Consider the following 21,042-nt stretch of genomic DNA (forward strand, 5'->3'; position numbering starts at 1 on the left):
ACCGCAGATGGCAGACGACCTGATTCGCTACGATCTCCTGGTGCAGGACGCCCTTCGCGGGGTGGTCCGCAAGGTGCTGACCGACGCCGCCCGGGACGGCTTGATGGGGGACCATCACTTCTACGTCTCGTTCCGGACGGAGGCGCCCGGCGTGCGGATGTCGCAGGCCCTGCGCGAGAAATACCCGCAGGACATGACCATCGTCCTGCAGCATCAGTTCTGGGATCTCAGCGTCAACGAGCACACGTTCGAGGTCGGCCTGTCCTTCTCGGGCGTGCCGGAGCGGCTGCTGGTGCCGTTCGACGCCCTGTCGGGCTTCTTCGACCCCTCCGTGCAGTTCGGCCTGAAGTTCGACCTCACCGAGGCGGGCGAGGTGCCCGAGGAGGCCAACGCCGCCCCGGCCAAGACCGGCCCGCGCGGGGCCGGCTCCGAGCCGAGCGAGGTCCGGCCGAAGGGCTCCGGGCTCGCCACGATCGGATCGGCCGCCCCGAAGGTCCTGCCGGCGCCGGCCGCCCAGGGCGACAAGCCCGGCGCCAAGCCGGACGAGAAGGCCCCCCGCCCCGCCGCCAAGAAGGACGGCGAGGAGGGCAGCGCCGAGGTCGTGAGCCTGGACGCGTTCCGGAAGAAGAGCTGAACGCACCGGGCCGAAACGTCGGCCCGGGGATTCATCGGTAGACGAGACCGTCGCGCCGCCGTCATGTCGACGGCGGAGCGCGCGCATCGCGCGAAACGCTTCAGTGAAGATGTGAAGCTCGCCGCGACGTTCTTCGACGCCACGGCCATGCTCGCGATCGGAACAGCCTTCAGCATCCCGCGGATGTGTTCACCAACGACGGCCGGGCTTTCCCGCTCGCGTCCCTCATCCGACATCGGATCGGGCAGATCGCGATTCGGTTGTTCCTGGGCGCAGAGGCGCTTCGATCGCCCTCCGAAAGATCACCTCAATATCGCGGAGCGCCTGCGCCTAATCCGTCGTCGGCGCGGCTTCATGCGCCCGAGCCGGCGTTTCGAGCTAGAGGACGGCGCTCACCAGCGCCTCGACGATCCCTGTCGCCCATCGCCTCGAAGGGCGGTCGTCACGGGCCGAGCAGTTTGACGAAAGCCGCACCGGCCCCGAAGAACGCGGCCGCGGCGGCCATGCCGGCGAAGCCGATGGAGCGCGGGGCGAGCAGGCGATCCCGACCGATCTTCAGGGCCTCGGCCTGAAGCTTCGACTGCTCCGCGATCAGCTTACGCTGCTCCGCCACGAACATTTCCGTCTCGGCGCAATCCAGCGTGGCGGGCGCAGCGGTATCGGACATCGGGGAGGCTCCGCCCGGTCCACAAGGCGCGAGCCGGCAGGGACCGCGTCAACCCGCTCGGGCCCGCAGCTCCGCCTCCATGCGCAAGCCGTGCTCCGGCCGGAGCGTCACCCGGTGGAGCGGCGTGACCGGCGGGTGATCCGCCGGCAGATGGAAGCGCACCGCCCGGACCACGTGGGCCAGCACGATCACCGCCTCCTGGATGGAAAAGCTCTGGCCGATGCAGACCCGCGGGCCGGCGCCGAAGGGCAGGTAGGCGAAGCGCGGGATCGCGTCCCGGCTCTCCGGCAGGAAGCGTTCCGGCATGAACGCCTCCGGGTCCTGCCACAACGTCCGATGGCGGTGGAGCACCCAGGGCGCCACCATCACCAGGGAGCCGCGCGGCACCTTGATCCGGCCGAGCCGGTCGTCCCGGGTCGCCTGCCGGCTCAGGAACGGCACCGGCGGGAACAGGCGCATCGCCTCCTCGATCACCGCCCGCGTGTAGGGCAGCCGCTCGACGGCGAAATCGCCCTCGCCGGCCGCGTCCACCTCGGCCTCGACCCGGGCCTGCGCGACGGGATCCTGCGACAGGCAGTAGAGCGCCCAAGTCAGGGAATTGGCCGTGGTCTCGTGCCCGGCCGCGATGAAGGTCACGATGTTGGCCTTGACCGCGAGGTCCGAGAGGCCGTTGCCGGTCTCGGGATCCTGGGCGGCGAGCAGCAGGGTCAGCAGGTCGCGGGGCGCCTCGCCGCGCGCCATCGCCGCCTTGCGCCGGGCGATGAGCTCGTCGACCACCTCGGCGAAGAACCGGCCGGCCGGCCGCGCCCGCAGGCGGCCGATGCGGGGCACGAAATCGGGCACCCCGAACACGTCGAGGGGGTCGATCGGCCCCACGGCCTCCAGGAACCGGGTGATCGCGCGCCCCAAAGCGTCCGGATCGCCCGGTAGCCCCTGGGTAAAAATCGTCCGCTCCAGCACGTCGAGGGTGACGCGGGTCATCTCCAGGGCGACGTCGACGGGCTTGCCGCCCCGGCGGGCGAGGCGGCGCCCCAGCTTGGCCCCGGCCGCGTTCATCGCGTCGGAGAAGCCCTGGACCGTGCGGGCGTTGAAGATCGGCGCGAGGGTCCGGCGCTGGAGCCGCCACTCGTCGCCCTCGGCGCTGAGCAGGCCGTTGCCCAGGCCCGGTGCCAGAACCCGGCGCTGGAGGTCGTCCTTGCGGTAGCCCTCGACATTCTCGACCAGGAGGTAGCGAATCAGCGCCGGGTCGCTGACCACGGTGATCCGGCCCATGGCGCCCTCGGCGGCCACCACCGGCTCCTTGAAGTGGACGTCCATCCAGGTGGTGATCGGGTTCTTGCGGGCGGCCCGGAGGAAGTCGAACAGGCCCAGCGGCTCGTGCAGCGGACGGGGCACGGGCGGGCGGAACCGGGCGGCGGGCACCCCCTCGGCCAGATCGCGGTCGGTTCGGTCGATCGTCGCGCTCATCGGCTCCTTGTCCGGCGGGAACAGAGCCCCGCTCTTGTCCGGCGCCGGGGAAAACCGGCATCGCGATTCACCCGCGCCTCATTTAAGTAGGCACCGCACTGCACCAAACGTAGAGGCCACGATGTCGCCCACCGAGACCGGAACCGCCACCCGCACCGAGTCCGACACCTTCGGGCCGATCGAGGTCCCGGCCCACCGGTACTGGGGGGCGCAGACCCAGCGCTCGATCCAGAACTTCAAGATCGGCACCGAGCGCATGCCGGCGCCGCTGGTCCACGCGCTGGGCCTGGTGAAGCAGGCCGCCGCCCTGGTGAACAAGGATCTGGGCGCGCTGGAGCCCAAGCTCGCCGACGCCATCGCGGCCGCGGCCGCCGAGGTCGTGGCCGGCAAGTACGACGAGGAATTCCCGCTCGTGGTCTGGCAGACCGGCTCGGGCACCCAGTCGAACATGAACGCCAACGAGGTGATCGCGAGCCTCGCCAACGAGGCGCGCGGCGGGAAGCGCGGCGGCAAGACGCCGATCCACCCGAACGACCACGTCAACCGCGGCCAGTCCTCGAACGACACCTTCCCGACCGCCATGCACATCGCCGTGGCAAGGGAGATCAGCGGCCGGCTGATGCCGGCGCTGACCCATCTGCACACGGCGCTCGACGCCAAGGCCAAGGCGTTCGAATCGATCGTCAAGATCGGCCGGACCCACCTGCAGGACGCGACCCCGGTCTCCCTCGGCCAGGAATTCTCCGGCTACGCCGCCCAGGTGGCGCTCGGCGGCTCGCGCGTCGCCGCGACGCTGCCCGGCGTGCTGGCGCTCGCCCAGGGCGGCACCGCGGTCGGCACCGGCCTCAACGCGCATCCCGAATTCGCCGACAAGTTCGCCGCCAAGGTCGCGGCGCTGACCGGCCTGGAATTCACCAGCGCCGCCAACAAGTTCGAGGCGCTCGCGACCCACGACGCGCTGGTGTTCACGCAGGGCGCGCTCTCGGCGCTGGCCGCCGGCCTGTTCAAGATCGCCCAGGACATTCGCCTGCTCGGCTCCGGCCCGCGCTCGGGCCTCGGCGAGCTGTCGCTGCCGGAGAACGAGCCCGGCTCCTCGATCATGCCCGGCAAGGTCAACCCGACCCAGTGCGAGGCGCTGACCATGGTGTGCTGCCAGGTGGTCGGCAACGCGACCACGGTGAGCTTCGCCGGCTCCCAGGGCAATTTCGAGCTGAACGTGTTCAAGCCGGTGATCGCCAACGCGGTGCTGCAATCGATCCGGCTGCTCGCCGACGCGGCGGTGAGCTTCACCGACAATTGTGTGGTCGGCATCAAGGCCAACGAGGACAAGATCGCCGACCTGATGAGCCGCTCGCTCATGCTGGTGACCGCGCTCGCCCCCTCGATCGGCTACGACAAGGCTGCTGAGATCGCCAAGACCGCGCACAAGAACGGCACCACCCTCAAGGAGGAGGCGCTGCGCCTCGGCTACGTCACCGAAGAGGAGTTCGAGCGCGTGGTCCGGCCGGAGACGATGCTGGCCCCCAGCGCCGACTGACCTTTTTGAGTGCGGCCGGCGCGGGTCACGCTGCGTCGGCCTCCGGAACCGGGAGGCGATCCGTGGCCGAGATCATCAACCTGCGCCAGGTCCGCAAGGCCAAGACCCGCGCGGCCGAGGATGCCAAGGCCGAGGAGAACCGGATCGCCTTCGGGCGTCCGAAGAAGGCCAAGACCCTGCAGCAGCGGCGCAAGGCCCTGGAGATCGAGCGCCACGAGGGCCACCGGCTCGAGCGCGGCGAGCCGGAGCCCGATTCGTCCCCATGACGCGCGCATCGTGAGCGCCGGGCTCAGCAAGCGCTCGGTGGTGATCGCGGGCCATCGTACCAGCGTGTCCCTGGAGGACCCGTTCTGGGCGGCGCTCCGGGAGGTCGCGGAGGCGCGCGGCCAGTCGGTCCAGGCGCTGATCGGCGCGATCGATGCCGGCCGGGGCGGCCAGAACCTGTCCTCGGCGATCCGGGTGTTCGTGCTGGACGCGGTGCGGGCCGGGCCAATCGGCAAATCGTGAGCACGATCCGGCCGGGTCGGCCTTCCGATCCGGCGCCGCGTATGGAATCTGCGCGACACAACCACGCAGGACGCTCGAGTCATGACCAACCGCGAACCGCTGCTCAAGCCGATCCCGATCACCGAGCTGCGCCCGACCCAGATGACGGTGGGCTACCGGGAGGTCGCCGAGAAGCGTCGGCGGTGGCGCAGCTACGACGGCGAGAAGAAGAAGGCGTTCCTCGGGGCGCACATGATCCCGACCGTGCTCGGGCCGAAGAAGAACCACTACGTGGTCGACCATCACCACCTCGCCCGGGCGCTGCACGAAGAGGGCGTGGAGAGCGTGCTGGTCACGGTGCTGGCCGACCTGCACCATCTGGAGAAGGACGCGTTCTGGACGGTCTGCGACCACAAATCCTGGGTCTATCCCTACGATGCCGAGGGCGTGCGGCGGGACTTCAAGGACATCCCCAAGGCGATCGACGACCTGGCCGACGACCCGTTCCGGAGTCTCGCCGGCGAGCTGCGCCGGGCCGGCGGCTTCGCGAAGGACACGACGCCGTTCAGCGAGTTCCTCTGGGCGGACTTCCTACGCCGCAACATCAAGGAGAAGCGCGTCGAGAACGATTTCTCGGAGGCGCTGGAGAAGGCGATGGCGCTCGCCAAGTCCAAGGAGGCCGGCTACCTGCCCGGCTGGTGCGGCCCTTCGGAGGGTTGAACCGCCGCCGGCTCAGATCCCCCAATAGGGCGCGGCGTCGTAATACCGGTGGATCTGCTCCTCCCAGGCGCCGTCCGCGGCCGGGTCGGTGCCCTCGGGGGTGCGGGCGGGGGCGGCGCGCAGCTGCTCCTCGGTGATGTCGAGCACGTAGGCGTCCTGCTCGGGCTCGAAGTGCAGCACCGACCAGGGCAGCGTGTAGAACTCCTCGCCGAGGCCCAGGAAGCCGCCGAAGCTCATCACCGCGTAGGCGACGCGGCCGGAGATCTTGTCGAGCATCAGCCGCTCGATCCGGCCGACCTTGCTGCCGTCCGGCCGGCGCACATCCGTGCCGATGACCCGATCGCTGGCGATCAGGCTGCGCGGCTGCCGCGCCGCGGGTTGAGGATTGGCCGCCATGCTCGCCTCCCGGGTCGTGATCGGCGTTTCGATCTCTGCCCGAAAAACGCCCCGGCCGTGGGCGACGTTCCGGTCCGGGCCTGCGCCCGCCCCCTCAGCCGGACGAACAGCTCCCCGCATGCCGATCCCGCGTCTCACCCCGAATCCCCGCGCGCGCCTCGCGCTCGCCGCCCTGATCCTGTCCGCCGCGGGGGCGCACGCCCAGGACCGCGGCAGCGTCAACCCGAAGCCGCTGCCGCCGCTCGAGCATCCGGATGCGCCCTCGACCCCGGCCAAGGCCCTGTTCGGACGCGTCACCCGGGCCTCCAGCGGGCCGGCCCATATCTACGGCTTCTACGCCAAGGGCTGCTTTTCCGGCGGGCAGGCGCTGCCCCTCGACGGGCCGAACTGGCAGGTCATGCGCCCGTCCCGCAACCGGATGTGGGGCACGCCCTACCTGATCGATTTCGTCGAGCGCCTGTCGCAGAAGGCCGCCCGGGTCGGCTGGCCGGGCCTGCTGGTCGGCGACATGGCCCAGCCCCGCGGCGGCCCGATGATCACCGGCCACGCCTCGCACCAGATCGGCATCGACGCCGACATCTGGCTGACCCCGATGCCGGACCACCGCATGAGCCGGGCGGAGCGCGAGGAGACCTCGGCCACCGACATGGTCCGCCCCGACCGCCTCGACATCGACCCGGAGGTCTGGACGCCGACCCATCTGCAATTGATCAAGGTCACCGCCGAGCAGCCGGAGGTGGAGCGCATCTTCGTCAACGCGGCGATCAAGAAGGCCTTGTGCCGGGAGGCCTCGGGCCGGAGCTGGATGTCCAAGGTGCGCCCGATGTACGGGCATAATTACCATTACCATATCCGGCTCGCCTGCCCGGCCGGCCAGGACGATTGCCAGCCCCAGGGCGCACCCGCCGCCGGGGATGGCTGCGACGACCTCGGCTACTGGTTCTCGGACGCGGTGCTGCACCCGAAGCCGCCCAAGGTGCCGCCGAAGCCGAAGCCCGCTATGACCATGTCGGCCCTGCCCGCCGCCTGCCGCGCCGTGCTGAAGGCGCCGTAGCCCGATGGAGTGTCACCGAATGCGGATCCGCAGCCTCCTGCCGATGGCGCTCGTCCTAACCCTCGCCGGGGGGCAGGCGTTCGGCGAGACGCCGGCGGAGCCGCCGGCCAATGCCCTCAAGGCGGCCAAGCTCGCCGGGCTGGCCGGCTTCGTGAACACCCATTGCGAGACCCTGCGGACCGACGGCGACCGCTTCAAGAGCGTCGTCCAGGCCATGGGCGTCGATCCCGCGGATCTCGAGCGCGATGCCCTGCTGCTGCAGGCCCGGTCCTACCTGGCCGTGTACGAGAAGGACGTGCCGGCGAGCTGCACCCGCGCCGACGCGATGTTCGGCCGGACGGGCACGGTGGTCCCGGGCGTGTTCGTCCCGCGCTGAGGCGTTCCGACACGCGGCGCGCGGATCGTTCGCCGAACCGGGCGCGACGTGCTAACGCCACCGGATGCCCCGCTGGCTTTTCCTCATCCTCGTCACCGCCCTCGCCCTCTCGGTCGTGGGCGGCGTGCTCATCGTCCTGCGCAGCCCGAGGAGCAGCACGCCGCAGCCCGACCCGGCCGCGGTCACCGCGCCCGCGGCGCCGGCACCGCGGGCGCGGTGACCCGTAAGGGTCAGGCGGCGATCCCGGTCCCGACCGGGCAGCTCACCCCGGTGCCGCCGAGCCCGCAATAGCCCGCCGGGTTCTTGGCGAGGTATTGCTGGTGGTAGGCCTCCGCGAAGTAGAAGGTCTCCAGCGGCACGATCTCGGTGGTGATGTCGGGGAAGTCGCGCGCCCGCAGCGCCCCGGCATAGGCCGCGCGCACGGCCTTGGCGGTGGCCTCCTGCTCCGGGCCGTTGGTGTAGATGCCCGAGCGGTACTGCGTGCCGACATCGTTGCCCTGGCGCATGCCCTGGGTCGGGTTGTGGCTCTCGAAGAAGGTCCGCAGCAGCGCGTCGAGCGGCAGCACCGCGGGGTCGAAGGCCACCAACACGACCTCGTTATGGCCGGTCTGGCCGGTGCAGACCTCCTCGTAGGTCGGGTTCGGCGTGTAGCCCCCGGCATAGCCGACCGCGGTGACGAACACGCCCTTCGGCAATTGCCAGAACCGGCGCTCGGCGCCCCAGAAGCAGCCGAGCCCGAGCACGATCGTCTCGGTCCCCGGGGGATAGGGCCCCTTGAGCGGGTTGCCGTTGACGAAATGGGTCTCGGCGGTCGGGATCGGGTTCGGGCGGCCCGGCAGGGCGTCGGCGGGGCTCGGCATCTCGGGGCGCTTGCGGAACGGGAACATCGTCTCTGGCCTTCCGGGTCTTCAGGGCGTGGTCCGAATATGGGCACGCCCGGCCCGGCGAGAAAGCTTCGGGCTTCCGTCCCGACCGTACAGACCGCGCGAAAACCCGCCGCGCCGTTCAAATCGCAGCCGGAGCACTGGACCGGAGCCGCAATTTCCGGCTTGTAAGCGCGCGAGGCCTCGACCCGCAGGTTGAGGCGTGAAGGGCTGAGCCGGATGGACGCGGGCTGGACCGCTACGAGCCACGTGCTGGACAACCTCCGGGCGGAGTCGAACCGGGGCGACCCGTTCGCCGCGGCCGTGCGGGCAACCCGGATGCCAACGATCGTCACCGATCCGCGGCAATACGACAACCCGATCGTCTTCGCGAACGACGCCTTCCTCAACCTCACCGGCTATACGCGGCTGGAGGTGACCGGGCGCAATTGCCGCTTCCTGCAGGGGCCCGGGACCGAGGCGGCCGCGGTGGACCGCCTGCGCGCCGCGATCCGGCAGGGAGTCGACATCAAGATCGACCTGCTCAACTACCGCAAGGACGGCTCGGTCTTCCAGAACGCGCTCTATGTCGGGCCGGTGCGGGACGCGACCGGGACGGTCGTCTACTACTTCGCGTCCCAGATCGACGTGAGCGAACACTACGCCCTCACCGCCGAGATCGCGCGGCTGAAGGCCGAACTCGCCGAGGCCCGCGCCCAGCTCGCGGCGCGGTAGGGCCGCGCCCTCAGGGCTTCGTCAGGAACCCGATCGGCTCCCGGCCCGGCTGGCCGAGCCAGAGCAGGACCGCGCCGAGCCCCAGCCCGATCAGCGAGGCCGGGGCGAGGGTCAGCGGCAGGCCCAGCAGGTGCCAGAGCCAGGGCGCCGCCCCTTCGAGGCTGCCCTGCAGGGTGCCGGACTTGTCCTTGGACAGGGTGGCGATCACGTCCGAGAGCGGCGTCACCCGCAGGCCATTGTTGGCGATCGAGCGGGCGCCGTCATAGACCAGCGCGACGAAGCCGCCGGCCATCAGCAGGAAGCCCAGGACGCGGGCCAGGAAGCGGAACATCGCGGGGTCTTCTAAGCCATGCCTGCGCGCCCGGGCGGGCGCCCGCCCCGGGAGTATGGGGCCGGGCCGCCCGGTGCAAGCCGCGGCACGCATGGACTCGCCTGCGGCGCGCTTGGAGTCGCCTGCGGCACGCACAAGGTGCGCTGCGGCATAGGCGCGGTTGCCGCCCCACGGGGGCCATGCCACAGGGACGCCCGGCGGCGCGGGGCCGTCGAGGACCATCGACCTTGGACGCGCACGCCCAGAAGCCCGGCCTGGTGATCTTCGATTGCGACGGCGTCCTGGTCGACAGCGAGCCGCTGAGCCTCGCCTGCCTGACCGCCGGCCTCAACCGGATCGGCGTCGCCATCGAGTTCGAGACCGTGCGGGCGCGCTTCACCGGCACCTCCATGGTGTCGATCATGGAGCACATCGCGCGCGATTACGGCGTCACCGCACCCCCGGGCTTCGTCGAGGCGGTCAAGGCGGAGACGCTCGCCCTGTTCGATGCCGAGCTGCGGGCGATGCGCGGCGTCGCGGAAGCGGTCGCGGCCCTGGGCCTGCCGTCCTGCGTCGCGTCGAGCAGCGACCCGGTGCGGCTGCGCCATTCCCTGGGCCTGACCGGGCTGCTGCCGCTGTTCGGCGAGAACGTCTTCTCCTCGGCGCAGGTCGCCCGGGGCAAGCCCTTCCCCGACCTGTTCCTGTTCGCCGCCGCGCGCATGGGCGCGGCGCCGGAAACCTGCCTGGTGATCGAGGACAGCGTGCCCGGCGTCACCGCGGCGAGGAGCGCCGGCATGCGGGTCGCGGGCTTCACCGGCGGCGGCCATTGGGGCCACGACCCGGCGGGGGCCGACCTGGTGCGGGCCGGTGCCGGCCGGGTCTTCTCGGATTTCGCGGACCTCGCCGCGGTGATCGCCGGGGCCTGAACCATCGCGTCTCCCGGGCGGCCGGGCGGGACCGGTTTCCTGCCAAGCCGGCGCCGAAAATCGGAAGCGCGTTCCGTTGACGGGCCGGCGCCCCGGGCCCATCTTTGCCCTCGCCGAACGGGGCGGACGTCCTGGCCCGCCCCCTCGGCCGCGGTGATTTGAGAAGCGTAGCTTGCGCCGCGTCATCAAACGCTAAAGCACTGCGACGGCGCACGCGCCGCGCGGTCCTTCAGTCTGGAGGACATTGGATGTCGATCCGAACCGGCTCCTTTCGCCACCCGCTCCGTGATGCGCACGGTGCCCCGGCCTGCTGGCGGCGCTGTCGACTCCGAGCGGATGACGCGCCCATGGCCCTCGGTTTCGCGTCGAAACCGGGCCTGCGCGCCAAAGCCTGAACGGGCCGCGATCCGGCCCGCCACGGCAGGTCCGCCGGGCGCACGCGCTGCCCGATCGGCGATAGCGCGTTCGTCACATCAAGGGGCTAGAGACCCGCACGATCGACGTGATCGGCGAGACCTGAGCCGCACCGAACCTTCGCAGCACTTCCCGCATTCCGGCACGGCCCTGGCGCCGGCCAAGGCAGGATTCCGTCCCATGCACAGTCTCGATGTCGGGCTTCCGCCGACAAACCGTCCCGACCCCTTCACCGACGACCTCGCCCCCGAAGACGTCACGCTCTCCGACCGGACGGCGGCGGATCGGGCCGAGCCGCCGCGGGTGATCGAGATCGGCGAGGTCACCGCCGGCATCGCCGTGCCCGAGGGGCGCGGCGTGCGGTTCTTCTCGTCGTCACGGGATTTCGACGGCCTCGACGGCGCCGTGTTCCGCAACGCCGAGCAGGCGGCCCGCGCCGCCCGCGAGCGGGCTGCGGCCCGGGCTCGTGCGAACGCCCGCGGCGGCCAGGCGGCGGAGATCCGGCGCCGCCGGGCCTGACCCGGCCGTTACTTGGCGCACTCGTCCCGGGTGCGCTTCATCGCCTCCGCGAACCCGGCGAGCGCGTATTCGTCGCTCGTCGGGTTGCCGCGCAGCGAGGTGGTCTTGATCACGAGCTTCGGGTTGCGCGCGCTCATCTCGGAGACCACCCGGGCCTCCTCGGCCGGGTTCTGCAGCCAGGCATTGCCGTCCTTCACGACGAGGCCGTAGCGTCCGGTGCCGAGGTTGAGGGTTGGGTCGGTCGGCGCGGCCGCCGAGCCCGGCTTGATCTGGGAGGCCGCGGGCTTCGACGGGAAGCCCAGCATCACCGCGACCTCGTTCTGGACGTTCTCGCCCTTGCGCACGCTCACGAACAGGTAGGCGGTGTCGCGCTTGAGGGTCTTGGGCGAGCGCGCCTGCGGCTGGGCGATGGCGTAGCAGAGCTTGGCGCGGCCATCGCCGTTCACGAACACGTTCCAGTCGCCGAAGATCGCCACCGGGGTGGCCTGCTGCATCCCGGGGGGCGTCGCGGCCTTCCTCTCGGCCCGCGGGGCGCGTTCGCGACGCGACCGGCGCCCGCGCTTCGCCGGCTCAGCATCCGAGAAGCCGTCCGGCTCCGCCTGCTGAGCCTGAACCGCCGTCGCCGATAAGGCCGCTGCGCCGACCGTGGCCCCGACGAGGCCCGTGACGAGACCGGAGGCGAGCAGGGCGAGGGCTCCGACCGGGAGCAGGCGGGGGACGCGGACCATCTTCACTTCCTGACGACGGGCGGCCCCATAGAGGGCCGAACCGGGGATCTGGATGAGTGAAGCCCGCGCAAAAAGTCGGCAAGATGGCAGCCAAGCTCGCTTGCGGCCAAGATGGGGCGGCGGTTCAGACCGCCCGCACCTCTGCGGCCAAAGCGGCGATCACCGCCGGCGGGACCGAGACGGGTTCGGGCGGGGCCACGCTGGACGCGACCGCGTTCGGCTGGGCCGGCGGCAGCGGGCGCTTGCGAGGCGGGTCGTTATAGGGGGTGTTGTAGCCTTTGCGGACGGCCGACCAGTAGGTTTCGCGGGTCAGGCCGGAACCGGTCAGGGCAGCATCGATCATGGCGGTCGCCCGTGCCGCGAGTTCGGGCACGTCTTCCGGCTTCAGCCAACTCTCGACAGGCATCATGCGATCTCCGATCCACACAGCCGAGCTTCTAACGGGCCGGACTTAGCCAGACGGTGAACGCGCAGGCCCCCGGATGGTTGCGATGCACAAATTCGTGCCGGGCCTGTGGGTTGGTGTGGGTAGCTGAGCCTGTGTCGAAGCCTGGCCGGCCCCGCTGCCCCGGTCGGATGCACCTGCCTTGTAACGCACCGCCCCCGTGTAAGGCTGCGCATAGATCAGCGCACGAGTTTCGCGATGCCTGCGAGCACGGCCATGACGATTCGGGTTTCGCCCGAAATCAAGTCGACGCTCGAACGCATCGCGATCGACACCCGGCGCAGTACATCGTTTCTCGCTGCTGAGGCCGTGTCCGCCTGCGTCGAGCGCGAACTGCAAAGTCTCGATGGCATCAAGCGCGGCCTGGCGGATGCCAGACTCGGCCACGTCGTGCCGCACGACGATGCGATGGCCGAAATCCACGCCGTCATCGATGCGGCGGAGGCCGCCCGTGATGCCGACATGTGAGGCGGCCGGTTTTCTGGTCTCGCTCGGCGCTGGACGACATCAAGGAACAGATCGCCTTCATCGCCCGGGATAGTCCAGCGGTCGCGACAGGTCGCAGAGCGCAATCGGGACGCCGGCGCGGCTCTCGGTGAGACGGCAACGGGTCGACCGGACCCGGCACCTTCGAGAAGTCCCTTGTCCGGTTGCCTTACATCGTCGCGTACGCGCTGGAGCCGGTTACGGGCCGGGACAGCGTCCTGACCTTGCGCGTGATCCACACGGCGCGGCGCTGGCAGGCCGGCGCATGGCCGACCTGACCGTTCCGGTTCGGCTGGCCCCCGAGTCTCCGAGGCGCGCTACGGGCGATGAACGATCACCCGAAATCCCTCCTCCGGGCTCGGCGCCACGAAGTACTGGGTGAACAGGTCGAATTGCGCATCCGTGACCGTGAAATCGTGCGTTCCAGACGCATTCCGCGCCCGTAGGCGGGCCCTGCACACGTCATCGGCGACGTCGAGGTAGTGGAGCCGATGGGCGACGCCCGCTTCCTCGAACAGCGTGCGCATCCAGGCCCGGCTGGCGACGGTATTGGCGGGGAAATCCAGCACCACCGAGAGCCCGGCGCGGAGCAGGTCCACCACGTGCGGCCCCATCACGCTCCGCAGGCGGGTCGAATGCCGCACGTAGTCGGCCAGGTCGGCCTGCTCGTCGGGATAGAGCCGAGCGAGCCAGCGATCTTCGGCCACCACGATGGTGCCGGGCGTCGCGCCGAGGCTGGCGGTCAGCGTCGATTTTCCGGCGGCGATCTTACCGCAGACGAGATGCAGCGTCGGTTCCTGGGCAGGCATGGGGTTCGACCTTGGGGACGGCGCATCGGGCGCCGAGACGGTCACGGGCGGGCAGACCCGGCCTGACGGATCAGGCCGGGTCGGGAATTCGGCTGCGGATCGCAGCGCTCGCGCGGTGAATCGACAAGGTCATGGACGATTGATGCCAGGTCTCGGAATCGGTGACCAGGGGGCCGATGACGGCCTGAGAACGCGCTGCGGCAACCGATCGAGGCCGCCCGCGCATCGAGACGAGAGGCGCCGATGTCGACATCAGCGGAATGCGCAGCCGGTGGAGAAGCTTTCCGAAACATCGGGGGTCAGCGTCCACGATCGGATCCACAAACCAAGAGTTGAATTTGCCAAGGCCGCAAGCACAACCTATGTATTTCTTGTCGGCATCGCCCGAATCCGTCGGCGAACGACAGTTCCGCGCGGCAGGTGGCCATGGTTGGATCCGTGAACCGGGTGGCGGCACCAGAAGGGCCTCAGCGCCCGGTCGCACACAAGGTGACGATCCCGGGCGTCGCGGCCGACGCCCGCGGGACAGCGGGCGGAAGCGCGCAGGAGGGCGGGGCCGACGCACAGCCGGATGAAGAGGCGGTGCTGCCGCCTCCGGAGCGGCTGGGCTACGCCAAACTGTCCCAGATCAGCAGCGTGCTGACCACCCTGGCCTCGGCCCGGACCAGCCAGCGGGACCGCGCCGCCTTCGCTCTCCAGGAAGCCGAGCGGAAGCTCCGGCGCCTGAAGGCCGAAGCCCTGGCGGCGGAGGCTTCCGGGGACAGGAAGGCGGCGGCCCGGATCGTCCAGGATCTGGCCCAGGTCGCCCATGAGATCGCTGACGCCGCCCGGGACTATGCCGCCGCCGGCGGTGAGCCGGGCCTCATGGAAGCCAGCCTCACCGAGGTTGCGGCGGGGATCGATCCCGGCGCGGCACTCGAGTCGGATGCGTCGAGCTCCGAGCGGCCGGAAACCGCTGCCGGCGCGCGCGCGGACGAGCCGGGCATGGCCGAAGCCCCCAACGATGCGGCGGATGATCTGAGCGCGGCATCCCCCGATCCGACAACCGACGAGTTCGACCCGTCCCGCACCCTGCCGGAGGATGAAGCCTATCCCGGCGCGCTGCTGCGGCACGAGCCGGACGACCACGGCGACGATTCGGTCGAGGCCCACGCACACGAACTGCTGGACGAGGCCGTGACGCTGAAACAGGCGATGGCGCGGGTGCTGCGCAGCCCACCGGCCGATGCGGAGACGACCGTTCCGACGATCCCGCCCAACCCGCCCGTCGAGACCGGCCCGGCCCGCCGGACCGGACTGGGAGCCCTGGTCACCCGGCTTGGCGCGCGGGCCTGAAGGCCGGTCGGGCGGTCGCCGCGCTCAGCCGAGCCGCTCGATCCACCCTTGCGCCTGCGCCCGGACATTGTCCGGCGCGGTGCCGCCATAGCTGGTGCGGCTGGCCACCGAGTTCTCGACCCCGAGCACGGCGTAGACCGCGTCGGTGATGCGCGGCTCGGCCTCCTGCATCTCGGGCAAGGACAGCGCCTCCAGCCCGACGCCCTTGGCCGAGGCGGCGCCGACCAGGCGCCCGGTGACGTGGTGGGCCTGGCGGAACGGCAGGCCGAGCTCGCGCACCAGCCAGTCGGCGAGATCGGTGGCGGTGGCGTAGCCGGAGCCGGCGGCCTGGCTGAGCACCTCGGCGTTGGGCTCGAGGTCCTTCACCATGCCGGTCATGGCGGCCAGGCACAGGGACAGGGCCTGGAGGGCGTCGAACGTGCCCTCCTTGTCCTCCTGCATGTCCTTGGAATAGGCGAGGGGCAGCCCCTTCATCACCACCAGCAGTCCGGTGAGCGCGCCGATGATCCGGCCGGACTTGGCCCGCACCAGCTCGGCCGCGTCGGGGTTGCGCTTCTGCGGCATGATCGACGAGCCGGTGGTGTAGCCGTCCGACAGCTTGACGAAGTTGAACTGCGCCGAGGTCCAGACCACCAGCTCCTCGGCGAAGCGCGAGAGATGCACGGCGCAGATCGAGGCGGCGGCGAGCGATTCCAGGGCGAAGTCGCGGTCGGCAACCGAGTCCAGGGAGTTCGCGGTCGGCCGGTCGAAGCCGAGCGCCGCCGCGGTGGCGTGGCGGTCGATCGGGAAGGAGGTGCCGGCCAAGGCCGCGGCGCCGAGCGGGCACTCGTTGAGCCGGGCCCGGGCGTCGCGGAACCGGCCGCGGTCCCGGGCCAGCATCTCGACATAGGCGAGGCAATGGTGCCCGAAGGTGACCGGCTGGGCCGACTGGAGATGGGTGAAGCCGGGCATCACCGTGCCGGCATGCTTGAGCGCGGTCTCGGCCAGGGCCCGCTGCAGGTCGGCGGCCTGCTGGTCGAGGGAATCGAGGGTGTCGCGCACCCAGAGCTTCATGTCGGTGGCGACCTGGTCGTTGCGCGAGCGCGCCGTGTGCAGGCGCCCGGCGGCCGGCCCGACGATTTCCGTGAGCCGGCTCTCCACCGACATGTGGATGTCCTCGAGCTCGCGCTTGAAGACGAAGCGGCCGGCCTCGATCTCGTCGCGCACGGACTTGAGCCCGGCCTCGATCGCGGCCACATCCTCTGCCGGAAGGATGCCGGCCGCGCCGAGCATCGCCACATGCGCCAGCGAGCCGCGGATATCCTGGGGCGCGAGGCGCTTGTCGAATCCGATGGAGGCGTTGATCTCCTCCATGATCTCCGCCGGGCCGCTGGCAAAGCGGCCGCCCCACATCCGGTTGCTCATGTCGATCCTTCCGCGCCCTGAACGTCCCGGCAGGCAAACCTGATGCCCGGCCGGACCACTCTGATGGCCGGCGCGGGCCTCGCCGCGCTCGCCGTCCTCGGGACCGCCCTATACGGGAGCGGTCTCCTGCCCGGCAACACGGGCGGGGCGCTCCAGCCCTGCGCGGGCGCGACGCCCGCACTCGCCCGGGTCGACGCCGCCGCCAAGGGCGAGGTCGCGGGCATGCAGGCGCTGAAACAGGCGCGGCCCGCGCCGGAGATCCGGTTCAAGGGGCCGGACGGCGCCGAGACCGGGCTCTCCGACCTCAAGGGCCGGCTGCTGCTGGTCAATCTCTGGGCGACCTGGTGCGCCCCCTGCAAGGCCGAGATGCCGGCGCTCGACCGCCTCCAGACGGAACTCGGCGGGCCGGATTTCGCCGTCGTGGCGATCAACGTCGACACCCGCAACCTCGACAAGCCGCCGGAATGGCTCAAGCAGGCGGGCATCCACGCCCTGCCGTTCTATGCCGATCCGGGTGGGCGCGTGCTGCCCGCGATCCAGCGCGACACCCAATCCCCCGGCCTGCCGACCACGATGCTGATCGACGCGCAGGGCTGCACGATCGGCGTGATGAAGGGCCCGGCCGCCTGGTCGAGCCCGGACGGGCTGGGGTTGATCCGCGCGGTTTTGGGGCGGGAATCTCGAGGGTCTCAGTCGCGCTCGTAGGCGAGAAACCGTCCCTCCGGCGCCAATTGCTGGATGAGATCGAAATCCTCGCGATTGGCCGTCAGGACCGGAAGGCCGGCCCGTGCTGCGGTGAGAAAGATCAGCGCATCGGCAAGGCAGGCCGTGCGCTGATGACTCTGATAGCCTTGGAGGCGCGCAAGAGTTCCAGCGACGAGACCCGCATCCGCGAAGGTCTGCGCGTCGGGCGTCAGTAGGCGCGTGTCCGGTATCTGGGCGAAGAGTTCAGCATAGTGATCGCGCAACGCTGCCCAGTTCGGTCTGCGCGGATCGGCGGCGGCGATCCCGACCGACAATTCTGCAAGAGCGACCACGCAGTGGAACAGCAAGGCGCGCTCGATGAGCTGCTGCAGCGCCTTGGGCATCCTGCCGGCCGCACTGTGGATATAGACGCCCGTGTCGAGGACGAGGGCCACGGGCGCCGACTCGCCGTAGGCCGCCCAATCCGCCAGTTCATGGCGTGGACGGGGAACGAGGCGGGCGCTTCGCTTGTCCGGCTTGCGCCGCCGAAGCGCGCCGCGCAGATCCACGCTCAACGCGAGCCGGTATCGAGATCGTGGTCCGGTCCGAGCCGCCCCGCCGTGCGGCCGAGGAAATCAGCGACCGGATCGGATTGCGCCAGGAGCGCCAGGGCGACCATGCCGAGCTCGGCTGTCGACGTGATACCCGCCTCGCGCTTGGCGGCATCCACCAGGGCGGGCGGCACGCGGAAGCTCACGTGCTCCGACTTTTCGCCATCGAGCAGCCCGGCTCGCCGAGCCTCCTCGAGTACGGCGGCATGCACGCGCGCAGACGGCCGGGGCGCCCGCTTCCGCTGCAAGGATGTGGTTTTCGGTACAGCCATTCCTGCACCTCTCGCTCTCGAACGTCGGCAGGTTAGCGCAAGGTTGGATACAGGGACAGCTAGCTCCCAGCCCCTTGCCCCCGCCCCCAAACCAAGCCAAGCCTGCCGGCGATGAAGCCGCCTCCGATTCCCGGCCGCGCCCCGCAGGATCGGGGCCGGCGCCCGCTCTCGGCCATCCGCACGATGCTGGCGAGCGAGGCGGCGGGCGGGTTGATCCTGATGGCCGCGGCGGCGCTGGCCCTCGTGGTCGCCAACGGACCGTTCGCCGAGACCTACGCGCACGGGCTCCACGCCGCGCTCGGGCCGATGAGCGTGCAGCACTGGATCAACGATGGCCTGATGGCCGGCTTCTTCCTGCTGGTGGGGCTGGAGATCAAGCGCGAGGCGCTCGACGGGCGGCTGCGCACCTGGCCGGACCGGGTGCTGCCCGGGATCGCGGCCTTGGGCGGCATGGCGGTGCCGGCCCTGGTCTACGCGGCGGCCAATCTCGGCGCCGGGACCCTGCGCGGCTGGGCGATCCCGGCGGCCACCGACATCGCTTTCGCGCTCGGCGTCCTGGCGCTGCTCGGCAAGCGGGTGCCAGTCTCGCTGAAGATCTTCCTGAGCGCCGTGGCCATCGTCGACGATCTCGGCGCCGTGGTGGTGATCGCGCTGTTCTACGGCTCCGGCCTCGAGGCCGCGATGCTGGGCCTGGCCGCACTGGTGCTGGCCGTCCTCTACGGCCTCAACCGGGCGGGCGTGACCTGGCTGTCGGCCTATCTGCTGCTCGGCCTCGTCCTGTGGGTGCTGGTGCTGCGCTCCGGGATCCACGCCACGGTGGCGGGAGTGCTCCTGGCCTTCACCATCCCGATCCGGGTGAGTCCCGGCCGACCGGAGGCCGCCGATTCGCCGCTCCACCGGCTGGAGCACGGTCTGGCGCCCTGGATCGCCTACCTCGTGGTTCCCGTCTTCGGCTTCGCCAATGCCGGCGTCGACCTGACCGGGCTGACGCGTGACGCCTTCCTGGAGCCCGTGACGCTCGGCATCGCCGCGGGGCTGTTCCTGGGCAAGCAGGCCGGGGTGTTCGCCAGCGTGCGGCTCGCCGTCGCGCTCGGGCTGGCGCAGCGCCCGGCCGGGGCCGGCTGGGGGCAGGTCTACGGCGTCGCGGTCCTGTGCGGGATCGGCTTCACCATGAGCCTGTTCATCGGCGGCCTCGCCTTCGCAGACCCGCAGCATGAGACCGCCGTGAAGCTCGGCGTGCTGGCCGGCTCGGCCCTGTCGGGGCTCGCGGGGGCGGTGATCCTCCTGCTGGTGCGGCGCCCCGCGGCCACCCGGTAGGCGCCGCCCCGGGCTCCGTTGCGCGCGAAAATGCGCTACCCGCCTCTCCATGCGGTTCTATCTCGGCCTCGCCACCACCTTCCACGATCCGGCGCTCGCCCTCGTCGGGCCCGACGGCACGGTGCTGTTCGCCGAGGCCACGGAGCGGTTCCTCCAGTACAAGCGCGCCCCGAACTGCGAGCCCGACATCCCGGCCCGGGTGATCGCCCTGGTGCAGGAATACGTGCCGGCCGGCTCGGAGATCGTGGTCGCCTCCTCCTGGGGGGCGCAATTCACCGACTTCCTGCGCGGGCAGGCCGGAACCGGCGCCTTCGACCTGATGGCGCTCGCCGCCCACAGCACGGCGCTCAACCGCTCCTTCGTTCCCGAGCAGGCCGAGCGGGTGTTCATCGCCGACCTCCACGGCGCGCAGGAGCGCGTCGGTCACGGCACCCTGCTGGCCCTCAACCAGGGGGCGCGGGCCACCGGGACGCCCCGCGCGACGATCGCCGGGCAGCGGCGCTACCCGCACCATTTCTGCCACGCCGCCTACGGGCTCTGGGGCAGCCCGTTCGACGCGGCCACCGCCCTGGTGGTCGACGGCATGGGCGAGACCGGCGCGGCCGCGATCTACCGGTTGCAGGACGGTCGGATCACGGAGCTGCGCCGCCATCGCGGGCGCGGGTCGCTCGGCTTCCTGTACGGGCTGATCACCGATCTCGCCGGCTTCGACCAGGTGAAGGGCGAGGAATGGAAGATCATGGGGCTCGCCCCCTACGGACGCCCCGATCCGGAGCTCGCCGCCCTCCTGGCGCAGCTCTGCACCATCGAGGGCGGGCGCCTGCGCTACGCCGAGGCCGCGACGATCCAGGCGGTCGCCGCGGAGATCCGGGCGCGCCGCCCGGCGGACGCCCTGGAGACCGGCTGGGCCGACCTCGCCCGCTGCGGCCAGGATCTGTTTGCGACCTTGATGGATGTGCTGGTGGCCGAGGCGGCCACCCTCGCCCCCGCCGACAACCTCGTGATCGCCGGCGGCTGCGGGCTCAACTCTTCCTATAACGGCCGGGTGCTCGACCGCTCCGGCTTCACCCGGCTGCACGTCCCCTCGGCTCCGGCCGATGACGGCAACGCCGTGGGCGCCGCCTGGCTCGCCTACGCGGAGGACCATCCGGACTGGGCCGGGCCGCCCCCCGGGCAGCGCCCGCTGACGCCCTATCTCGGCGCCCGGGTCTCCACCACCGCGATGGAGCGGCTGGCCGAGCAGGAGCCGCGCGCCAGGCGCGTCGGCCACGACGCGGCGACGCGCGCGGCCGCAGAGATCCTGGCTGCGGGTGGTCTCGTCGGCTGGGTGCAGGGCCGGGCCGAGTTCGGGCCCCGGGCGCTCGGGAACCGCTCGATCCTGGCCGATCCCCGGCCGGAGGGCGCCAAGGACGCGCTCAACGCCAAGGTGAAGTACCGCGAGGCGTTCCGGCCCTTCGCGCCCTCGATCCTGGCCGAGGCCGGGCCGGACTGGTTCGAGGCCTATGCCGACAGCCCGTACATGGAGCGCACCCTCGTCTGGCGTGAACACGTCCGCGCCCGGGTGCCGGCGGTGGTCCACCAGGACGGGACCGGCCGGCTCCAGAGCGTTACTCCTGAGCGCAACCCGGCCTACGCGGCCCTGATCCGCGCCTTCGCGGACATCACCGGGGTGCCGATCCTGCTCAACACCAGCTTCAACGTGATGGGCAAGCCGATCCTCGACAGCGCGGAGGACGCGATCCTGATGTTCTACACGACCGGCCTCGACGCCCTCGTGGTCGAGGATTGGCTGGTGGTGAAATGACGAACGCCGCGCCCCGGAGGGACGCGGCGCCGACGGGACGACC

The 21,042-nt window shown here is 71.0% G+C and carries 27 protein-coding genes; 16 read left to right on the forward strand and 11 right to left on the reverse strand.

Annotated elements, in window-relative coordinates; all coding sequences use genetic code 11:
- Positions 1 to 7 precede the first annotated feature (7 nt).
- The gene (locus LGR69_RS14800) at positions 8 to 634 is read left to right on the forward strand and encodes an SspB family protein (protein WP_007567598.1); all 627 of its coding nucleotides are present in this window, start codon (positions 8 to 10) and stop codon (positions 632 to 634) included.
- A 442-nt stretch (positions 635 to 1,076) separates the two neighbouring features.
- On the opposite strand, the gene LGR69_RS14805 is transcribed toward LGR69_RS14800, so the two are convergent.
- Together LGR69_RS14805 and LGR69_RS14810 are read right to left on the reverse strand one after the other, a co-directional pair.
- Positions 1,077 to 1,301, reverse strand: a complete 225-nt coding sequence (locus LGR69_RS14805; RefSeq protein ID WP_230366469.1) for a hypothetical protein — start codon at positions 1,299 to 1,301, stop codon at positions 1,077 to 1,079.
- Between the two features lie 48 nt (positions 1,302 to 1,349).
- A complete protein-coding gene (locus LGR69_RS14810; protein ID WP_230366470.1) occupies positions 1,350 to 2,768 on the reverse strand; it encodes a cytochrome P450 in 1,419 nt (472 codons plus the stop codon).
- A 121-nt stretch (positions 2,769 to 2,889) separates the two neighbouring features.
- Between LGR69_RS14810 and fumC the strand changes: the two genes are divergently transcribed.
- The 4 genes from fumC (at position 2,890) to LGR69_RS14830 (ending at position 5,511) form a co-directional block, all read left to right on the forward strand.
- Positions 2,890 to 4,305 (forward strand): class II fumarate hydratase, encoded by a 1,416-nt coding sequence (gene fumC, locus LGR69_RS14815; protein ID WP_230366471.1) that lies wholly within the window; start codon positions 2,890 to 2,892, stop codon positions 4,303 to 4,305.
- A gap of 62 nt (positions 4,306 to 4,367) precedes the next feature.
- Positions 4,368 to 4,571, forward strand: a complete 204-nt coding sequence (locus LGR69_RS14820) for a DUF4169 family protein (protein WP_007567605.1) — start codon at positions 4,368 to 4,370, stop codon at positions 4,569 to 4,571.
- A 10-nt stretch (positions 4,572 to 4,581) separates the two neighbouring features.
- Positions 4,582 to 4,812 carry a ribbon-helix-helix domain-containing protein gene (locus LGR69_RS14825; RefSeq protein ID WP_091861137.1) on the forward strand — a complete coding sequence of 77 codons (231 nt, stop codon included), beginning with the start codon at positions 4,582 to 4,584 and terminating at the stop codon, positions 4,810 to 4,812.
- An 81-nt stretch (positions 4,813 to 4,893) separates the two neighbouring features.
- Positions 4,894 to 5,511, forward strand: a complete 618-nt coding sequence (locus tag LGR69_RS14830; RefSeq protein WP_007567608.1) for a ParB-like protein — start codon at positions 4,894 to 4,896, stop codon at positions 5,509 to 5,511.
- Between the two features lie 12 nt (positions 5,512 to 5,523).
- On the opposite strand, the gene LGR69_RS14835 is transcribed toward LGR69_RS14830, so the two are convergent.
- Positions 5,524 to 5,907: a PRC-barrel domain-containing protein gene (locus LGR69_RS14835; protein ID WP_091861140.1), complete on the reverse strand. Its 384-nt coding sequence runs from the start codon at positions 5,905 to 5,907 to the stop codon at positions 5,524 to 5,526.
- A 118-nt stretch (positions 5,908 to 6,025) separates the two neighbouring features.
- On the opposite strand from LGR69_RS14835, the gene mepA reads away from it, so the two are divergent.
- The 3 genes from mepA to LGR69_RS14850 all read left to right on the forward strand — a co-directional run bounded on the left by mepA (position 6,026) and on the right by LGR69_RS14850 (position 7,557).
- Positions 6,026 to 6,961: a penicillin-insensitive murein endopeptidase gene (gene mepA, locus LGR69_RS14840; RefSeq protein WP_091861143.1), complete on the forward strand. Its 936-nt coding sequence runs from the start codon at positions 6,026 to 6,028 to the stop codon at positions 6,959 to 6,961.
- Positions 6,962 to 6,980: 19 nt separating this feature from the next.
- Complete coding sequence (locus LGR69_RS14845) at positions 6,981 to 7,337, forward strand: hypothetical protein (protein ID WP_122161651.1); 357 nt, start codon at positions 6,981 to 6,983, stop codon at positions 7,335 to 7,337.
- 64 nt (positions 7,338 to 7,401) lie between these two features.
- Positions 7,402 to 7,557: a hypothetical protein gene (locus LGR69_RS14850; RefSeq protein WP_230366472.1), complete on the forward strand. Its 156-nt coding sequence runs from the start codon at positions 7,402 to 7,404 to the stop codon at positions 7,555 to 7,557.
- Positions 7,558 to 7,567: 10 nt separating this feature from the next.
- On the opposite strand, the gene msrA is transcribed toward LGR69_RS14850, so the two are convergent.
- Positions 7,568 to 8,224 carry a peptide-methionine (S)-S-oxide reductase MsrA gene (gene msrA / locus LGR69_RS14855; protein ID WP_230366473.1) on the reverse strand — a complete coding sequence of 219 codons (657 nt, stop codon included), beginning with the start codon at positions 8,222 to 8,224 and terminating at the stop codon, positions 7,568 to 7,570.
- A 246-nt stretch (positions 8,225 to 8,470) separates the two neighbouring features.
- On the opposite strand from msrA, the gene LGR69_RS14860 reads away from it, so the two are divergent.
- Positions 8,471 to 8,935, forward strand: coding sequence for a PAS domain-containing protein (locus LGR69_RS14860; RefSeq protein WP_280137096.1), 465 nt, complete (start codon positions 8,471 to 8,473; stop codon positions 8,933 to 8,935).
- 10 nt (positions 8,936 to 8,945) lie between these two features.
- Here LGR69_RS14860 and LGR69_RS14865 read toward each other — a convergent pair whose 3' ends face one another.
- Positions 8,946 to 9,266 carry a hypothetical protein gene (locus LGR69_RS14865; RefSeq protein ID WP_007567618.1) on the reverse strand — a complete coding sequence of 107 codons (321 nt, stop codon included), beginning with the start codon at positions 9,264 to 9,266 and terminating at the stop codon, positions 8,946 to 8,948.
- A 227-nt stretch (positions 9,267 to 9,493) separates the two neighbouring features.
- Between LGR69_RS14865 and LGR69_RS14870 the strand changes: the two genes are divergently transcribed.
- Both LGR69_RS14870 and LGR69_RS14875 read left to right on the forward strand, forming a co-directional pair.
- Positions 9,494 to 10,171, forward strand: a complete 678-nt coding sequence (locus LGR69_RS14870) for an HAD family hydrolase (RefSeq protein ID WP_230366474.1) — start codon at positions 9,494 to 9,496, stop codon at positions 10,169 to 10,171.
- 594 nt (positions 10,172 to 10,765) lie between these two features.
- Entirely contained in the window at positions 10,766 to 11,104 is a 339-nt protein-coding gene (locus tag LGR69_RS14875; RefSeq protein WP_007567623.1) for a hypothetical protein, read from the forward strand.
- An 8-nt stretch (positions 11,105 to 11,112) separates the two neighbouring features.
- On the opposite strand, the gene LGR69_RS14880 is transcribed toward LGR69_RS14875, so the two are convergent.
- Complete coding sequence (locus tag LGR69_RS14880) at positions 11,113 to 11,832, reverse strand: hypothetical protein (protein WP_007567625.1); 720 nt, start codon at positions 11,830 to 11,832, stop codon at positions 11,113 to 11,115.
- 124 nt (positions 11,833 to 11,956) lie between these two features.
- A complete protein-coding gene (locus LGR69_RS14885) occupies positions 11,957 to 12,238 on the reverse strand; it encodes a hypothetical protein (protein ID WP_230366475.1) in 282 nt (93 codons plus the stop codon).
- A 237-nt stretch (positions 12,239 to 12,475) separates the two neighbouring features.
- On the opposite strand from LGR69_RS14885, the gene LGR69_RS14890 reads away from it, so the two are divergent.
- The gene (locus LGR69_RS14890) at positions 12,476 to 12,745 is read left to right on the forward strand and encodes a CopG family ribbon-helix-helix protein (protein WP_007567628.1); all 270 of its coding nucleotides are present in this window, start codon (positions 12,476 to 12,478) and stop codon (positions 12,743 to 12,745) included.
- A 335-nt stretch (positions 12,746 to 13,080) separates the two neighbouring features.
- On the opposite strand, the gene LGR69_RS14895 is transcribed toward LGR69_RS14890, so the two are convergent.
- Complete coding sequence (locus tag LGR69_RS14895) at positions 13,081 to 13,572, reverse strand: P-loop nucleotide/nucleoside kinase family protein (protein ID WP_007567630.1); 492 nt, start codon at positions 13,570 to 13,572, stop codon at positions 13,081 to 13,083.
- A gap of 426 nt (positions 13,573 to 13,998) precedes the next feature.
- On the opposite strand from LGR69_RS14895, the gene LGR69_RS14900 reads away from it, so the two are divergent.
- The gene (locus tag LGR69_RS14900) at positions 13,999 to 14,907 is read left to right on the forward strand and encodes a hypothetical protein (RefSeq protein WP_007567632.1); all 909 of its coding nucleotides are present in this window, start codon (positions 13,999 to 14,001) and stop codon (positions 14,905 to 14,907) included.
- Positions 14,908 to 14,931: 24 nt separating this feature from the next.
- Here the strand turns inward: LGR69_RS14900 and argH are convergent, their stop codons facing one another.
- Positions 14,932 to 16,311, reverse strand: a complete 1,380-nt coding sequence (argH, locus tag LGR69_RS14905) for an argininosuccinate lyase (RefSeq protein WP_007567633.1) — start codon at positions 16,309 to 16,311, stop codon at positions 14,932 to 14,934.
- A gap of 42 nt (positions 16,312 to 16,353) precedes the next feature.
- Here argH and tlpA point away from each other — a divergent pair, with 42 nt between their 5' ends.
- The gene (tlpA, locus tag LGR69_RS14910; RefSeq protein ID WP_230366476.1) at positions 16,354 to 17,016 is read left to right on the forward strand and encodes a thiol:disulfide interchange protein TlpA; all 663 of its coding nucleotides are present in this window, start codon (positions 16,354 to 16,356) and stop codon (positions 17,014 to 17,016) included.
- Here tlpA and LGR69_RS14915 read toward each other — a convergent pair.
- Entirely contained in the window at positions 17,001 to 17,564 is a 564-nt protein-coding gene (locus LGR69_RS14915) for a type II toxin-antitoxin system VapC family toxin (RefSeq protein WP_230366525.1), read from the reverse strand. The genes tlpA and LGR69_RS14915 overlap by 16 nt on opposite strands.
- 2 nt (positions 17,565 to 17,566) lie before the next feature.
- The gene (locus tag LGR69_RS14920; RefSeq protein WP_128755083.1) at positions 17,567 to 17,752 is read right to left on the reverse strand and encodes a hypothetical protein; all 186 of its coding nucleotides are present in this window, start codon (positions 17,750 to 17,752) and stop codon (positions 17,567 to 17,569) included.
- Between the two features lie 237 nt (positions 17,753 to 17,989).
- Here LGR69_RS14920 and nhaA point away from each other — a divergent pair, with 237 nt between their 5' ends.
- Together nhaA and LGR69_RS14930 are read left to right on the forward strand one after the other, a co-directional pair.
- Positions 17,990 to 19,195 (forward strand): Na+/H+ antiporter NhaA, encoded by a 1,206-nt coding sequence (gene nhaA, locus LGR69_RS14925; RefSeq protein ID WP_230366477.1) that lies wholly within the window; start codon positions 17,990 to 17,992, stop codon positions 19,193 to 19,195.
- Between the two features lie 49 nt (positions 19,196 to 19,244).
- Complete coding sequence (locus LGR69_RS14930) at positions 19,245 to 20,999, forward strand: carbamoyltransferase family protein (protein ID WP_230366478.1); 1,755 nt, start codon at positions 19,245 to 19,247, stop codon at positions 20,997 to 20,999.
- Positions 21,000 to 21,042 lie beyond the last annotated feature (43 nt).

It is taken from the genome of Methylobacterium brachiatum (assembly GCF_020523825.1).
Taxonomy (GTDB): domain Bacteria; phylum Pseudomonadota; class Alphaproteobacteria; order Rhizobiales; family Beijerinckiaceae; genus Methylobacterium; species Methylobacterium brachiatum.